The organism is Metabacillus sp. B2-18, from assembly GCF_021117275.1.
In the GTDB taxonomy this organism is placed as follows: Bacteria; Bacillota; Bacilli; order Bacillales; family Bacillaceae; genus Metabacillus.
Genome location: NZ_CP088245.1, coordinates 2,609,522 through 2,624,240, shown reverse-complemented (window position 1 = coordinate 2,624,240; position 14,719 = coordinate 2,609,522). Strand labels below are relative to the sequence as shown.

Below are 14,719 nucleotides of genomic sequence, written 5' to 3'. Positions count from 1 at the left end.
TGATCTGTAAAATGACAAATAAATACTGATAAACCCCTTAGCTGTTCTTTGGAACAGGAGTATTATCAGCTTTTCTAACTAACGCAATATAAGTACGAGATATGAGAAAAGTCAAAGAAAGTGTTATTAAACTCCAATAAATATTCCAACCATTTTTAAATTTAATAAGACTTGTACGCTTTTCAAAAAAGTGCTCTATTAATGTCATTGGAATACTGAAATAGAAGGTTTTAGCGATTGTCCAAAAAAGATTCGACGACTTTGTAATTTGGTTATAGTAAACACATACAACAGGAAAAAGTAAATAGTCAAAAATAAAGCTAATATCAAACCATTTAAATAAGTTTACTGGATACACTATTTTATTTTTAGTCACCGCTAACTTATCGAGGATAGAAGAGATATAGCCTTTGAACAGAAAAATTAACATCCAATCCTTAGTAGGAGGCTTTCTTATTAAATTTACGAACATAATCAAACCCAAGACCATTAAAAACCTCAGAGTGTTTTTTTCAAACCGCTGTTTCATTATTCTAGCCTCACTTTTATGTACAGAAGTAATGTAAGCCCAAATTAAACTAGCTCTGTGACATTTTTTAGTCACTTGTTTGTATCGAAGCAATTGATAGATGAATCTCAATCCTACTTTTTTACAAGAATAATTTTAGGTTATACATAAGTGAGAAAAATATGTAATTAGTTCGTAAACCACTTAGAAAATATTAACCGAAAATCAATCTTTATTTCTAAAAAGATAAATCCACATCAAAATATATATTGTGGACAATAAAAGTAAAAAAATAGGTGTTGATATTTGGTCAATTGCCATAAAATCACCATCAATTATTTCAAATCATTTAGAGAAGGATGGAATAAAATTAATAGGATTGCAATTATAGGTATTGATACGATTAAAGCTGTAAGAGGGCGTTTATAATGCATTCTGACCATCGTAAAAAGTATTAAATTAAAAACACCGGACCAGAAAAGGTTCCAATTATTTTCGTAAATAAAAAGTCCTTTTTTATAGAAAAGAAATTCTATGATTGTAAAGTAAGCGATCCATATCCCTATATATAAGTATTGCTTTTTTCCTTTAGGGTAATATCTTAAGTAAATAATAATAACGACTGGTACGATAAAAAAAGAAAAAGTAATATCGATAAGAGTGTGATTTAACCAGTCAACAGTTACGGCATGGTATCTCCATAGGGTATGGTTATAAAAAATGAAATTATATAACAAATTACAAATAATAAAGAATTGAATTGTTGAATAATACTTTCTCCAGTTCTTCCAATCAACAAAGAAATAAGCAAATATGATATATACAACAACAATGTATTTGATAAATTAGATTTGAGCCACTTTTCAATAGTTTGATCACATAAAAAATGAGCCACACGATTTCCAATTTAATTAACCTCTTTTATGATTGTAAGTGACCAAACTATCAATCAGAGAAGAGGAACAAAAGGATGATCAATATGGCTCAATTTCATCGTATCAAATTTTTAAAAGAGGTTGAAGGATTATCACAAAGACAAATTGCAGAAAAACTTGGTATTTCAAGAAACACCGTTAGTAAATACTTAAAACAAAATGTAGCTCCTACAACCATTCAACGCCAAAAGGTCTATGGTACAAAGCAGTATTCTGATGAAACAAAGCGAGTATTGCCGATTATCGATCAATGGCTTGAGGAAGATCTAAAGAGCTGGGGAAAACAAAAACATACAGCTGCGAGAATCTTCAATCGACTAGAAGACGAGTATGATTTCAAAGGTTCCGCATCCAATATTCGAAAAATCGTTGCCAAACGTAAAAAGAAACTACAGGAAGTCTTCATTCCACTTGATTTTCAACTCGGCCACCAATTCCAATTCGACTGGGGAGAGGCGGACATTATTCTACAGGGTCGAACGCAACGTGTTTACCTCTTTTGCATTCAGCTTTCGGCAAGCCGCCTACGATTTGTAAGAGCTTATCTAAATGAAAAACAAGAAGCTTTCTTAGATGGTTTTGTTCATGCGTTTGAGTTTTTTGGAGGCGTTCCAACTGAAGGACTCTTCGATAATTTAAAAACAGCTGTACTTAAAATTCTTCAGGGGCGTGATCGCCTCGAACAAGAATCTTTTATCGCTCTCCAGGCTCATTATTTATTCAAAGCAGAATTTTGTAATGTACGATCTGGAAACGAAAAAGGACGCATTGAAGGGACAGTAGGTTATATAAGAAGAAATGCCCTTGTACCTAAACCAGAAGTCCAATCGTTAGAGGAATTAAATGAATACCTTTCAGAATGGTGCCTACAAGAGGCTGATAGACGAATGGTACCTTACTCAAAAGAAACAGTTTTAGCTATGTGGGAAAAGGAGAAACAACAGCTTCACCCATTGCCAGAGAACCGTTTTGAGGCGTGTAGGCTTGTTTCATGCCAAGTAAATAAAACATCTTTAATAACCGTTGATACCAACCAATACTCTGTTCCATGTAGCTATGTCGGTCAAGCTGTGTGGGCAAAAATTTTTGTGGATCGTGTGATCGTTGTGGCTCAAAATCAAGTGATCGCGGAACATTCTCGTTCCTATGAGAGAAATCAAATGGTTACCGTTTTAGATCATTATCTAGAAGCTCTATTAAAGAAACCACGTGCTGTCAGAGATGCCCGTGCCTTTCAATCTTCTAAAGTACCAGAAGTGTTCAGGCGTTTCCATCAAAAGATGCGTGAACAAGAAGGTGCTGCAGGAGATCGAAAGTTTATTCGTCTACTCCTTCTCCATCGGGAGATAGGAATGGAGAAACTCACGCAAGCTTTACAACAGGCGGAACAAACGCAGATATTTAGGTATGAAGTGGTTCATGAAATAATTCAAAAACTGACAAACGCAAACGTCAAAATCCATGACCTTTCGAAAGAGAAAACGCCTACTAATCTAGTAGATTATAAAGTTAAAAAATCGAATGTAGCTCAATATGGACAATTAACAGGAGGTCAGTAAGATGACAACAGAATTACTAGTGGATCATTTAACCAAGCAGCTTAGAATGCCTACCATTCACAAACAGTATCGCTCTCTCGCAAGAGAAGCTGAAGAACGTAACCTTAGCTATGAAGAGTATTTGTTAGCCTTACTTGAAGTAGAGATAGAAATGAGAGATGAAAATCAAAAACAGAGGCGACTAAAACAAGCAAACTTTCCAGTCCAGAAAACCTTGGATACCTATGATTTCAGTTTAATGCCTAGTCTAAATCGAAATCGTTTTTTAACACTAGCTAAAGGTGAATTCGTTGAGAAAAAGGAAAACATTCTCTTTCTCGGAAATAGTGGTACTGGAAAGACCCATCTAGCTACAGGACTCGGTATTGAGATGATAAAGAATGGTTATAAAACCAAGTTCATTACAGCGTCTAAATTAGTAGAAGAATTACTGATGGCGAATGACGAGCATAAACTCGGTGCTTTAGAAAAGAAGTGGCTCAAATTTGATGTGATCATCGTAGATGAGCTAGGGTATGTACCTTTTTCAAAAATTGGATCAGAGCTCCTATTTCAATTTTTCTCAAGTAGGTATGAACGTGCAAGCGTTATTATTACTACCAATCTTGAATTTACGGAGTGGACTAGTCTTTTCGGAGATGAAAAAATGACAGCTGCCCTTCTCGATCGACTCACCCATCGATCACACATCCACTTACTGAACGGAGAATCCTATCGATTTAGACAAAGTATGAAACAAAATGGAGAAACTAAAGCATAACCAGGAGTGAACGCGAGGTGTTTGGAGGTCTTGCCCCTCCTCGGGGCAAGACCTCCAAACACCCAATCCCTCCCAGTAATGGGGGCTAGAAATGATAAAGTGGCTCACTTTTGAAGTGATCACTCTGGCTCAAATTAATATTGACAAAAACAAACAACTAATAATAAATACATTTAAGTATAACCTCTTTAATTTTTTCATCAGTTTTCACCTAAAATTAAAAAGGTAAACATAGAATTTCATATTTTGTCAGTGCTTTAGGATTATTACTTGTTAAGTTTAAAATACCATTTATAAAAATACCAAGATAATAATAAAGTAGCGTAAATGGATAACCATGTGAAATACCAATCCCATTTTAAATAATTAATGAGCTGCGTATACCTCTCAAATATGGTTTCAGGGATGGTTATTCCTGTACAATAGGCACTAGAATATAAAAACTTTATCCATAAGCTCCTTGTGTCTGGATAGTATAAACAAAAGAAAATACTAATTATAGGGAATATTAAGAACTCAAAAAGAAAGCTTGATTTACTTACACTTGAAAGTTCCCTAATTGGATATTCAATTAGGTGCAATTCGACTACAAGTAGTCCTAAAAACCAGGTAATAAACTGTTGAAACAAAAAAATAATACTTGCTTGTCTCCATTTGTTTTTTGGTATAAAAGCGAACGAAATAAATGCACAGGCATAAATCACATATAAGATAGTGTGCTCAATCTTCATATTATTTGTTCACTCTTCATATTGTTTTTATTTAGTATCCATAAGACAAATTGGCGGCACAACCAAAGCTCAATAATAAAATTAAAGAAGCTCATTAATAGATGACTTTTCTTCATATTCATTATGTCTGTGAACATCCCTATTAAAAACATAAAAGACACAATAATCCCAACCCATATCAAATAGTGAAGTAATCTTCTCGGGTAATTTGATGTATTAGGAAACTTTAATTGAAACCCTACAGCTAATGTAGGATATACTAAATATTCCATGGTGAAGCTTATTTTTGTAGCATAATTAAAGAATCTAATTGGAGATTCAATTGTATTAGTATACGATAGCCCAATACTAAACAACCAAGTTAACATATGAAAAAACAAAAAGGTAGCGATGGCTTCTCGTAGACGATTTTTTGGGATCATCCTATAAAGGATAAAGGGAAATATAATCCATAAAAAGATCAAAATAAAATAATCAAAAGTCAAATAAAACCACCTCTAATTTATTATGTGAAATTATGAGTAAATTCATCCACCTTAATATAAAAGTTACTACTCATTCTCATAATTTTTATTTATGATTCTCCAATAAAACCACCTGCAAAAAGTTAGACATATTTCCCACACTATTATGCGAAAACTAATTTTTACTTTTAATTTTAATCATGGCAGTAAGTATAGTTTGTTAACAATAGTACACAAATAAATAGGAGAATCTAATCCTAAGATGCTAATTTCTTAGTAAGTTTTGAGCGTAACAATATAAGTTAAAGGATGATAAATATGGCTTTTGCTTTCTATTTTTTTGTTTCATGGTTAATAACGTTCATTTTCGTGATTATGCCTAAAAAGCTTTCATTCATGCAAAACTCTTTTGTTTTTCTCCTTATTTTAATGATTAGTATCAATTGGTCTTGGATTATATATGAGGAATTAAAATTTATTAAGCTTTCAACAGAGGTGATGGACTATACTGCATTTATAATCAATAGAAGTATTGTTATCCCATTAACTATAGTCATTACGATGAATTTACTTAAGATATCCAAGTCTTTTAGAAGGTCTATAGTCGTTTTAGTATTATCCACTTCATTTTTATCTTTATTAGCTTTAGGTGGGATGTACTTTAATGTGACAAAATATATGAATTGGAATTTTGCTTTTGATATCATTTATTTCCTCTTATTAAACATCTTTGGATATTTAATTTTAATAGGTGTGAACGCAATGGAACACAAAGAGGTGATAAATTAATGATATTGTGGGAAAGTTTTGGTAAAAATGAAATCTTTTTACTTATATTCAATCTACTTGCTATTCTAGTTGTCCTTTTATTACCTAAAAAATTTACTAAAACGGCAACGTTATTAAGCCTTTTCTGGGGTTTAACCTTAGGTATGATGTTTGACTTTAGCATTGGTGGGGGCTTGTTTGACTACTATAGAGTAAGTGATTCAAATAGATACGAAGTATTTGATGTAATTTATTATCTACTTTATGCTCCATTTGGATATTTGTTTTTTTATTTCTATGAAGGTTTAAAAATAAATAAGAGAACCGTAATCATATACATACTAGGGTGGGCTATACTAGGAATTATTTTTCAATGGATGTTTATGAAAACAGAAATAATAACATTTCAAAAAGGTTATCAACTTTCATATTCTTTCCCTGTGTTTTTAGTAACACAGACAATATCAGCAATATATTATGAAAAATTGAGAGTAAACGAAAAGTTACTACGTTAACAAATGTATGCAAAAGTTGAGATATGAATTAGAGGGTGACTCAAAAGGTTGTTAAATAACGACCTTTTGAGCACCCTTTCTTTATTTTTGGTATAGAAACCAAATAAGTAGGATTTTTTTAATGAAAAAGGGGTATTCCTCCCCCTTATTGGCATCCAATATCCTCTTTTGCTTTATTTCTTTTTATTGCCTTCTGCATTTTTTTACAGTTATGTGCAACGCAAAGAGGCCCCCATTCAATCGTATTTTTTTGGAGGCCACGCATTGAAAAGCGTCTGAACTGCTGATTATGTTTTATTTGTCCAAATACACTTTCCACATCACATTTTCGTTGGCTATATAATTTTCGTCCTTCTTCACTCTGAAGACGTTCACGAATCTCTTTTCGTTGCCTTTGATTTTCTAGTGATATTGTAATTGTTTTTTGTTCTTTTCCTTTGGCACAAGTTTTTTGGAAAGGGCAGCCGGCACATTCAAAACATGAATACTTTCTTTTAATTGAAACATATTCATTATCAGAAGTTTTTGAGGTTTCATACTGGAATACAAGGCGTTGCTTGTTTGCACATATAAACTCATCTAGTTCCTCATCGTACTCCATATTTTCTACACGTTCGATTTTATTTTTCCAGTTTCTTTTTTGTTCCTGATCAAATGTATTATATTTTATGTACGCTGTTCGTCCTTCTCTTTCTAAAAAGTCATAGTTTTCCTCACTACCATAACCAGAATCGGCAACTATTTTTTCTGGTTTCACTCCGTGCTCCTCCAGGTGTTGAAGATGAGGGATTAAGCAGCCTGGATCACCTGCTCTTTGATGTAGAGAGAAACCTGTAATAAATTGACCTTCTGTTCCTGTTTGTACATTATATCCTGGTTTTAACTGCCCATTTCGCATATGATCTTCCTTCATTCTCATAAAGGTCGCATCATTATCTGTTTTCGAGAAACTGTTTCTTCCATTGAAAAGTTGATTTTGTTCTTCATATTTCACTTTTCGAGGAAGGTAGTCTTTCTTTAATAATCGAACAGCTTTTTTCGCCTCTTTATTTTTGGGTTCTGTCTCTAAATGCTTTTCTAACTTTTTAATACTTTGTTCAATCTGTTCCGAGGTAATCGGAGTTTCTTTTAACTTTTCTTCTAGCCCCATGGAAGTGGCGGTCTTTTCCTCTTTTTCAAGGATATGCTCAATTTGTAAAGCGAGTTGACGATATTTATCATCTAAACTTTTTTCATATTTCTCTGTCGCTTTTCTCCAAACAAAAGTATACTGATTTGCATTTGCTTCGATCTTAGTCCCATCTACAAAATAGTGCTCCAGCTTGACTAATCCTTTTTCACGTAGTAACTCTACAATTGAAAAGAAAACTTGATAGATTATGTCTTTCATTCGCTCCGATCGAAAACGATTAATCGTACGAAAATCAGGAGTTTGACTACCACTTAACCACATAAAGTAGATATTTTCGGTTAGTAATTTCTCTATTTGTCTTCCTGAGTAAACTTTTTGTGTATAAGCATAAATGATGACTTTAAGTAACATTTTTGGATGATATGATGGGCGTCCACCACCTTTGTAAGGTTGAACCAACAAAGTATCGTCTAGCTTTTCTACAGCTTCATGAACAATGATAGATAAATGATTTTGAGGGATGAGAATTTCAAGGTCTAATGGAAGAACTAACTGATTCATGTTATAATTAACGAAAGAAATATGATCATATTTCATAAAAAAATCGTTCCTTTCTTGTATAAAGTGGTGTGGTAACTTCATTATACAGAATCGGGCGATTTTTTTGTTTTTAATTTTGTCTTTTAAAAGGTTGTTTTCGTAGATTGTTGCAAATAAATATTATTTTAAAAGGATAGTGGAATGGAGCGGAAGACACTTGACTCCTGCGGGAGGTAGAGGAAAGGCTGAGACCCCGCAGGCGAAGGCGAGGAGGCTCAGCTTCCTCCCCGCGGAAAGCAAGTGTCTGGAGCGCAATGGAACGAACCAGTTTTTATAGTTAACTTTATTTAAAAAACACTTTTTAAAAAAGGCTAACCCAAAGGTCTAAAATCTAGACTTTTGGGTCAGCCCCTTTTTACATATGAGTACTTTTTAAGAAAAAGGCCAAATTGATGAATAGCACTCGCTATAGTGTGATTGTTTGAGGGGAAAATTAAAATCACTTCAATTTTCTATTTGACAAGGCTAATGAATTATTCTAACGTTGATATATCAACGTTGTATTATCAACTTATTTGAAGGAGGAAAAAGCTTTTTGAATTTAGATGACCATATTGGGATTTTTGTGCGCAATGCACATTTAAGCATTTCAAGTTATGTAAAGAAACAGTTAGAACCATTTAATCTCGCACCAGAACAAACTTTAATCATGATGATGCTGTGGAAGAAAAATGGAATTTATCCAAACGAATTATCTACAGAACTTAATAAAGACAAAGCTAACATTGCACGAATGATTGTTAGTTTAGAAAAGAAAGGATACATCATAAGAGAAGATGATCCTTCAGACAAAAGAACCTTTAAAGTTTATTTAACAAAAGAGGGGAAGCACCTTGAGAGTTTAGTTGTACCAGTTCTTAGAAAAACCAATAATACGGTTATTAATGGAATACCTGAAGAAAAATTAGTTGATATGCAAAATTTGATATCAAAAATGATTAACAACTCTATAGAAGGTAATAAGTAGTGAACATCGGGGGTCTTTTATTATGAAAAATCAAGAAGAAGTAAGTTCAACAAGACTTATGTGGAAGATGACTCGCCCACATACTTTAACAGCGACGTTTGCACCTGTAATATTAGGGACAGTCGCTTCGCTTTATGAAACAGAAATTAACTGGCTCATGTTTGTTGCTATGATGATTGCTTGTTTAGCTTTGCAAATTGCAACAAACCTATTTAATGAGTACTATGATTTTAAACGAGGATTAGACACTGTTGACTCTGTAGGGATTGGCGGGGGTATTGTCCGACATGGATTGAAGCCAAAAAATGTGTTAACAGCAGCAATTATATTGTATATCGTAGCAGCATTGATTGGCGTGTATATATGTATGTATAGCAGTTGGTGGCTGGCTCCTATTGGATTAATTGGGATGATGGCAGGCTACCTATACACAGGTGGACCTAAACCGATAGCCTATACGCCGTTTGGAGAGTTAGTTTCTGGTTTGTTGATGGGGAATTTTTTCGTCCTTATTTCTTTCTTTATCCAAAGCAATTCTTTAAGTGTTGAAAGCATATTAATCTCTGTTCCTATTGGAATTTTAGTAGGTGCAATCAACATGTCCAATAACATTAGAGATATAGATGAAGATGTTAAAGGTGGAAGAAAAACGCTGGCTATACTCTTAGGAAGAGAAAGGGCAGTAATCGTTTTAGCATCGGCCTTTCTCATTTCATACTTATGGATTGTTGCAATAGTTTGTATGGGATATGTTAGTGCATGGACACTAGTAATGTTCTTAGGATTGAATAAGCCAATTGCAGCCATTCGTGGATTCAAAAAAGGAGCTAAGGAACCCCAATTTATGCGTATAGCCATGAAATCAACTGCGATGACAAATACATACTTTAGTATTCTAATATCAGTAGGTTTATTAACTAGTTATCTATTTTAAAGAAATATTATAAAAGGAATGCTATTTATTGATGCTTCGCTAATATTTATTAAAAAGGATCAAGGTGTCATTTAAAACTCACAAAAAAGTTTCTCCCCCCGTATCTTTTCGTTTAAGTAATCCGTTTATAAAGTAGAGACGTGCTGAAGGAGTGATTGTAATGCAGAGAAACCGTGCGCGCGGTGCAAAGGATTTATTATCAGAGGAAGGCTTACAAGAGATTTATCCAAAGCTGCGACGATATTGTCAGGGATTAGCGAAGAATCAATGGGATGGCGAGGAACTAGTGCAGAATGCTTTAATGAAGCTTTGGCTCCATTACGGGGACCAGTCTTCTATTCCAGCAGCTTTGGTAAAAAAGATGGCACACAATCAATGGGTTGATACGATTCGTAAGCATAATAAAGAGAGCTTAGAAGCAGATCTTGAAGCACTGGATTCGGACGATACGACTAGCAAAATTGCGACTCGCTTTGAGGTCATACAACGATTGATGAATCAATTAACTCCAAAGCAAGTGGTTATGCTTGTATTAAAAGAAGGGTTTCGCTATCAACTCACTGAAATTGCGGACATCTTTTCGACAACTGAGACATCAGTAAAATCAACTATTCATCGAGCCAAACAACGCTTAACGAAGCAGATGGATCAAGAAGGCAATCCGCTCATTGACCTTTATTGGGTGCAAGAAGAACGTGAGCAAGTGGAACATCTCCTTCACATCTCATTTAAAAGACAGGATCCATATATTCTGATCAAGTCCATACCGTTGCTGCGTTCACTGGTGAAAGATTACCATCCTGCAAAATCTATGCAGCGCACACTCGCTCACTCTCGTCCTTCACGCACTGTCTTAATGGCGGCATAATTGTTTTTCGCCTAAAAGAAGGAGGAAGCGAAATGAATGTAACACCATATGTGATTGAGCAATCCAGTCGAGGGGAAAGATCGTATGATATTTACTCTCGGTTGTTAAAAGATCGAATTATTATGGTCGGGGATGAAATTAATGACGGGCTTGCTAATAGTGTTGTGGCGCAGCTGTTGTTCCTAGCAGCAGAAGACCCTGTCAAGGATATTTCAATGTATATCAATAGTCCTGGTGGGTCAGTAACTGCTGGCTTTGCGATATTTGATACGATGCAATATATCAAACCAGATATTAGGACGATTTGCATGGGGATGGCGGCTTCCTTTGGGGCAAACCTGTTGCTTGCTGGTACAAAAGGTAAACGGTATGCCCTGCCAAACAGTGAGATTATGATTCACCAGCCGTTAGGTGGAGCGAGAGGGCAGGCAACAGATATTGAAATATCCGCCAAACGAATCATCAGTTTGCGCGAGCACATAAATCAAATTATCGCAGAACGAACAGGCCAACCGATTGAAAAAGTTGCACAAGATACGGACCGTGATTATTTTATGAGTGCCGAAGCTGCAAAAGAGTATGGCATCATTGATGAAATCATTTAGTTCAGAGCAAGAAAATAACCACTGATGAAGGTGAATGATCTTTTTCAGTGGTTTTTAAATATGTTTTAGACAATATTATATATCAACTTCTCGAACCTTAAGAAACTTTCTTTGTATCTTTTATGTGTGTGATAAACTTAAGAAAAGTAGGATAGGAGACGATTTTATGGAAAAGGTTACACCATTTTTAATGTTTCAAGATGGTAAGGCAGAAGAAGCGATGAATTATTACATATCAATCATTCACGATTCAGAAATAACAAGTATTATTCGCTATGGTGCGAATGAATCTGGAGACGAAGGAACTGTAATGCAGGCTACCTTTTCCTTAAAAGGCCAAGAATTTATGTGTATTGATAGTAATGTGAAACATCAGTTTTCCTTTACACCTTCATTCTCGATTTTTGTTACATGTGATAGTGAAGAGGAGCTTGACTATCTATATGAAAAACTAAAAACAGATGGGCAAGAACTTATGACTTTAGGTGACTATGGTTTCAGTAAGAAGTTTGGATGGCTAAATGACCGGTACGGTGTTTCATGGCAACTTAATCTTCCGAAATAAATCTACTGGATCTGCAAACAAAGACGCCGTATATGAATATGGCGTCTTTGCTTGAGTTTCAGATAATTTCCTTATTTACAAGAAGACAAAATTAAGTAGGAGTCAGACAATTAATGATTTATTTATTTCGCTAATCATTTGTTATATAACCTAAATATTTTGAGATGAAGTAGATGAAGTAATAATAAAAAAGGATAAGTCAAAGCAGATAACCAATAGTTCCAACCATTATGATAAAAATATCCAGAAAAAATGGATAAATACTCATAGGTTAGGCTGAATATAGTCCAACCGAATATATAGGTGATTTTATTCCAAATTGATTTTTCGAAAGGGAAAAAGTTCATAAATAATACACCTGATGAAGGGAATATGAACAAAATTGGTAAAAAACCGCCGTAATCTACACCTGGTGCAAAGTATCCATAAAGATTATATTTTAGGTCTAATGTTACATCTGTAACTAAACCTAACACAATAGAAAAAAGTGCAATGGGGTATAACTCATGTCTAGGTAACTTCTTTCGGACTAATAAAGCAACTAATATAAAAACAACAACAGAGAAGAGTAAGAAAACCATAAGATGTTAATACCTCACAAAAAGTTTCATACTAAATATTTTTACCTAATATCCATGTACTAAACAAATTTAAAGTATTATATTCAATACTGCTTTTCGAAAAGGGCAGTAATTCATTGGTAATTACCATAAATACGAAGTTTTATTAAAGGAATTACTTTACCATCTAAACAGGGATTTGTTTCCTTTTATGAAAAATGAGCTTTGTTAACCGTGGATTATCTGAATCACAACATGGTGGAGTACGCAGGTGAAACCTTTCTTTAGATCTGTTCGTATATAGAGAGAGAAATATTTGGGAGGGCATAATGATGCAAATACAACCGCAAACATCCAAAAAAATTGAAATAGTTATTAAAAAGAAATTTAGTACAAGAAGAGTGCTAAATATATATGGACTTTTTACTGTAATTGCATTGATATTATCTATTTTCACGATCCCAATTTCAATAAATGAGAAGTTGCAACTGTATTATAATAAAGAGTTAATCTTAGAAACATATAAGGTAAAGGAATTCCTACAATTTATTTTTGCAAGTGCTTTGTTCTTTTTCTTTTTAGTGAATATATATGCAAAAGGGAAAATGTGGAGTAAGGTATTCTATGTTACTCTAATTCTTTTATTTGTATATAGTTTAGGAATGGCTATCGATCTTATTTTGAACCCAATATCTCACTAAAAGTTACTATTCTATCATTTGAAGAAAAAGGATAAGTTCACAGAACTTATCCAAGTTTCTTTGTCATAAAAACACTATTTGGGTCTTCAGTATAGTCTGCAAAGGGCTCACAATATTCAAAGCCAAATTTTTCATATAGCTTTCTTGCTGGATCAAATTCAATCATTGATCCCGTCTCTAAACTTAGTTGCTTATAACCTCGCTTTATGGCTTCGTCAAGGATGTGCTGGAGCATTCTTCTAGCAACACCCTTTCTTAGGTGTGATGATGAAGTTCTCATTGATTTTATTTCACCATGAGAGTTGTCGAGTTCTTTTAAGGCTCCCATTCCGGCTAATTCATTGTCTTCCCATGCAGTCCAAAAGGTAATGTTTGATTGTCTTAGCTTCTCTAAATTTAAAGCATGGATGCTTTCAGGTGGTGAATTCAAAGTCATGGCATGAAGATGCTCTCTAATCAATTCAGCTACTTTGTCTCCAGTTAAATCATCTTTTAAAATTTTCATAAAAACAACCTCCAAATTAAATATAAATTTTATTCCGCTTGCCTTTCAATAATAGTGTAAGAAAATCTAACAATCATATGAATGGATAGCTTTTGTGTTATAACAATTTGTAGTAATCAATGGGCCGCTCTAAAATAAAATAGCCCTATTTATTAATTATAATGCTAAATGAAGGATAACAGTGATTTATGGTGAATGATACTGATAGACTAGTTTATTCATATTAGCTATATCTCAATTTCTGGTGAATCGAGGGTGTATCTTTTGGAACAAAAAATAGCAGTTATTTCAGATATACATGGCAATAGTTTAGCATTAAAGGCTGTACTACAAGATATTACACGTCGTGGTATTGATAACATCATTAACCTAGGAGATAGTTTATTTGGTCCTTTAGATCCTTTAGGGACGTTTACACAATTAATTGAACATAAAATGCTTCATATCATGGGGAATTGCGATCGTATGTTACTTGAACCTGTAAACGATTCATCTCATTCCACCTTACATGAAATGAATCAAATTTTGAATGAAGAACATCTTGATTGGATTAAGCAACTTCCTTCTACGGTAGTAATCGATGATATTCTCTTATGCCATGGTACACCTGATTCTGACGAAGTTTATCTTTTAGAAGAAATGACGGAAGCGGGAGGAATCTTAAGGAGTTCATCAGACATAATGAAAAGTCTACATAACGTTGAACAAAGCGTGATATTATGTGGGCATAGTCATATTCCTAGAACTGTATATTTACCTAATGGAAAGTTGGTCGTTAACCCAGGGAGTGTAGGTCTTCCAGCCTATAATGATGATTTTCCCATCCCTCATAAAATGGAATCTGGATCACCATATGCAAATTATACTATTATGCAAAAAGAAGCAAATCATTGGTTTATTGAACAAATTAATGTGCCATATGATTGGGAAAGAGCAGCTGAAATGGCAAATCAAAATAATCGGAAAGACTGGGCTAAATTTCTATTGAGTGGAAGAGCTTAGAAATAATTCTATAAAACTACTTTATTCGTAAATTTATAGG

At 34.0% G+C, this 14,719-nt stretch carries 18 protein-coding genes; 11 read left to right on the top strand and 7 right to left on the bottom strand.

The window, feature by feature from the left end; all coding sequences use genetic code 11:
• Positions 1 to 37 precede the first annotated feature (37 nt).
• Positions 38 to 529, bottom strand: coding sequence for a CBO0543 family protein (locus LPC09_RS13140; protein ID WP_231307497.1), 492 nt, complete (start codon positions 527 to 529; stop codon positions 38 to 40).
• A gap of 314 nt (positions 530 to 843) precedes the next feature.
• A complete protein-coding gene (locus LPC09_RS27495; RefSeq protein ID WP_331275812.1) occupies positions 844 to 1,323 on the bottom strand; it encodes a CBO0543 family protein in 480 nt (159 codons plus the stop codon).
• Positions 1,324 to 1,487: 164 nt separating this feature from the next.
• Between LPC09_RS27495 and istA the strand changes: the two genes are divergently transcribed.
• Both istA and istB read left to right on the top strand, forming a co-directional pair.
• Entirely contained in the window at positions 1,488 to 3,002 is a 1,515-nt protein-coding gene (istA, locus tag LPC09_RS13135; RefSeq protein ID WP_231307496.1) for an IS21 family transposase, read from the top strand.
• A 1-nt stretch (position 3,003) separates the two neighbouring features.
• Positions 3,004 to 3,762, top strand: a complete 759-nt coding sequence (istB, locus tag LPC09_RS13130) for an IS21-like element helper ATPase IstB (protein ID WP_231307495.1) — start codon at positions 3,004 to 3,006, stop codon at positions 3,760 to 3,762.
• 266 nt (positions 3,763 to 4,028) lie between these two features.
• On the opposite strand, the gene LPC09_RS27640 is transcribed toward istB, so the two are convergent.
• Together LPC09_RS27640 and LPC09_RS27635 are read right to left on the bottom strand one after the other, a co-directional pair.
• On the bottom strand, positions 4,029 to 4,493 hold the full coding sequence (locus LPC09_RS27640; protein WP_442919983.1) for a CBO0543 family protein: 465 nt from the start codon (positions 4,491 to 4,493) through the stop codon (positions 4,029 to 4,031).
• Positions 4,490 to 4,915, bottom strand: coding sequence for a CBO0543 family protein (locus LPC09_RS27635; RefSeq protein WP_442920039.1), 426 nt, complete (start codon positions 4,913 to 4,915; stop codon positions 4,490 to 4,492). The genes LPC09_RS27640 and LPC09_RS27635 overlap by 4 nt, the downstream gene beginning before the upstream one ends.
• Before the next feature lie 360 nt (positions 4,916 to 5,275).
• Between LPC09_RS27635 and LPC09_RS13125 the strand changes: the two genes are divergently transcribed.
• Both LPC09_RS13125 and LPC09_RS13120 read left to right on the top strand, forming a co-directional pair.
• Positions 5,276 to 5,746: a hypothetical protein gene (locus tag LPC09_RS13125; protein ID WP_231307494.1), complete on the top strand. Its 471-nt coding sequence runs from the start codon at positions 5,276 to 5,278 to the stop codon at positions 5,744 to 5,746.
• Positions 5,746 to 6,240 carry a hypothetical protein gene (locus LPC09_RS13120; RefSeq protein ID WP_231307493.1) on the top strand — a complete coding sequence of 165 codons (495 nt, stop codon included), beginning with the start codon at positions 5,746 to 5,748 and terminating at the stop codon, positions 6,238 to 6,240. Before LPC09_RS13125 ends, LPC09_RS13120 begins: the two co-directional genes overlap by 1 nt.
• Before the next feature lie 145 nt (positions 6,241 to 6,385).
• Here the strand turns inward: LPC09_RS13120 and LPC09_RS13115 are convergent, their stop codons facing one another.
• Complete coding sequence (locus LPC09_RS13115) at positions 6,386 to 7,969, bottom strand: IS1182 family transposase (protein ID WP_231307492.1); 1,584 nt, start codon at positions 7,967 to 7,969, stop codon at positions 6,386 to 6,388.
• A gap of 538 nt (positions 7,970 to 8,507) precedes the next feature.
• On the opposite strand from LPC09_RS13115, the gene LPC09_RS13110 reads away from it, so the two are divergent.
• The 5 genes from LPC09_RS13110 (at position 8,508) to LPC09_RS13090 (ending at position 11,911) form a co-directional block, all read left to right on the top strand.
• Positions 8,508 to 8,939 (top strand): MarR family winged helix-turn-helix transcriptional regulator, encoded by a 432-nt coding sequence (locus tag LPC09_RS13110; RefSeq protein WP_231307491.1) that lies wholly within the window; start codon positions 8,508 to 8,510, stop codon positions 8,937 to 8,939.
• A gap of 22 nt (positions 8,940 to 8,961) precedes the next feature.
• Positions 8,962 to 9,873 carry a 1,4-dihydroxy-2-naphthoate polyprenyltransferase gene (locus tag LPC09_RS13105; RefSeq protein WP_231307490.1) on the top strand — a complete coding sequence of 304 codons (912 nt, stop codon included), beginning with the start codon at positions 8,962 to 8,964 and terminating at the stop codon, positions 9,871 to 9,873.
• Between the two features lie 160 nt (positions 9,874 to 10,033).
• Entirely contained in the window at positions 10,034 to 10,741 is a 708-nt protein-coding gene (locus tag LPC09_RS13100; protein WP_231307489.1) for a sigma-70 family RNA polymerase sigma factor, read from the top strand.
• 32 nt (positions 10,742 to 10,773) lie between these two features.
• Positions 10,774 to 11,346 (top strand): ATP-dependent Clp endopeptidase proteolytic subunit ClpP, encoded by a 573-nt coding sequence (clpP, locus tag LPC09_RS13095; RefSeq protein WP_231307488.1) that lies wholly within the window; start codon positions 10,774 to 10,776, stop codon positions 11,344 to 11,346.
• A 166-nt stretch (positions 11,347 to 11,512) separates the two neighbouring features.
• The gene (locus LPC09_RS13090) at positions 11,513 to 11,911 is read left to right on the top strand and encodes a VOC family protein (RefSeq protein ID WP_231307487.1); all 399 of its coding nucleotides are present in this window, start codon (positions 11,513 to 11,515) and stop codon (positions 11,909 to 11,911) included.
• A gap of 134 nt (positions 11,912 to 12,045) precedes the next feature.
• On the opposite strand, the gene LPC09_RS13085 is transcribed toward LPC09_RS13090, so the two are convergent.
• Entirely contained in the window at positions 12,046 to 12,492 is a 447-nt protein-coding gene (locus LPC09_RS13085; protein ID WP_231307486.1) for a CBO0543 family protein, read from the bottom strand.
• Positions 12,493 to 12,800: 308 nt separating this feature from the next.
• On the opposite strand from LPC09_RS13085, the gene LPC09_RS13080 reads away from it, so the two are divergent.
• Positions 12,801 to 13,172 (top strand): hypothetical protein, encoded by a 372-nt coding sequence (locus tag LPC09_RS13080; RefSeq protein WP_231307485.1) that lies wholly within the window; start codon positions 12,801 to 12,803, stop codon positions 13,170 to 13,172.
• 46 nt (positions 13,173 to 13,218) lie between these two features.
• On the opposite strand, the gene LPC09_RS13075 is transcribed toward LPC09_RS13080, so the two are convergent.
• Positions 13,219 to 13,677, bottom strand: coding sequence for a GNAT family N-acetyltransferase (locus tag LPC09_RS13075; protein ID WP_231307484.1), 459 nt, complete (start codon positions 13,675 to 13,677; stop codon positions 13,219 to 13,221).
• A gap of 264 nt (positions 13,678 to 13,941) precedes the next feature.
• Between LPC09_RS13075 and LPC09_RS13070 the strand changes: the two genes are divergently transcribed.
• Positions 13,942 to 14,679, top strand: coding sequence for a metallophosphoesterase family protein (locus LPC09_RS13070; RefSeq protein ID WP_231307483.1), 738 nt, complete (start codon positions 13,942 to 13,944; stop codon positions 14,677 to 14,679).
• The last annotated feature ends 40 nt before the right edge of the window (positions 14,680 to 14,719 follow it).

Bases quoted from the DNA above. Each gene is read 5' to 3' on its own strand.
- LPC09_RS13140 (WP_231307497.1), bottom strand. From the start codon at position 529: ATGAAACAGCGGTTTGAAAAAAACACTCTGAGGTTTTTAATGGTCTTG.
- istA (WP_231307496.1), top strand. From the start codon at position 1,488: ATGGCTCAATTTCATCGTATCAAATTTTTAAAAGAGGTTGAAGGATTA.
- istB (WP_231307495.1), top strand. From the start codon at position 3,004: ATGACAACAGAATTACTAGTGGATCATTTAACCAAGCAGCTTAGAATG.
- LPC09_RS27640 (WP_442919983.1), bottom strand. From the start codon at position 4,493: ATGAAGATTGAGCACACTATCTTATATGTGATTTATGCCTGTGCATTT.
- LPC09_RS27635 (WP_442920039.1), bottom strand. From the start codon at position 4,915: ATGATCCCAAAAAATCGTCTACGAGAAGCCATCGCTACCTTTTTGTTT.
- LPC09_RS13125 (WP_231307494.1), top strand. From the start codon at position 5,276: ATGGCTTTTGCTTTCTATTTTTTTGTTTCATGGTTAATAACGTTCATT.
- LPC09_RS13120 (WP_231307493.1), top strand. From the start codon at position 5,746: ATGATATTGTGGGAAAGTTTTGGTAAAAATGAAATCTTTTTACTTATA.
- LPC09_RS13115 (WP_231307492.1), bottom strand. From the start codon at position 7,969: ATGAAATATGATCATATTTCTTTCGTTAATTATAACATGAATCAGTTA.
- LPC09_RS13105 (WP_231307490.1), top strand. From the start codon at position 8,962: ATGAAAAATCAAGAAGAAGTAAGTTCAACAAGACTTATGTGGAAGATG.
- LPC09_RS13100 (WP_231307489.1), top strand. From the start codon at position 10,034: ATGCAGAGAAACCGTGCGCGCGGTGCAAAGGATTTATTATCAGAGGAA.
- clpP (WP_231307488.1), top strand. From the start codon at position 10,774: ATGAATGTAACACCATATGTGATTGAGCAATCCAGTCGAGGGGAAAGA.
- LPC09_RS13090 (WP_231307487.1), top strand. From the start codon at position 11,513: ATGGAAAAGGTTACACCATTTTTAATGTTTCAAGATGGTAAGGCAGAA.
- LPC09_RS13085 (WP_231307486.1), bottom strand. From the start codon at position 12,492: ATGGTTTTCTTACTCTTCTCTGTTGTTGTTTTTATATTAGTTGCTTTA.
- LPC09_RS13080 (WP_231307485.1), top strand. From the start codon at position 12,801: ATGATGCAAATACAACCGCAAACATCCAAAAAAATTGAAATAGTTATT.
- LPC09_RS13075 (WP_231307484.1), bottom strand. From the start codon at position 13,677: ATGAAAATTTTAAAAGATGATTTAACTGGAGACAAAGTAGCTGAATTG.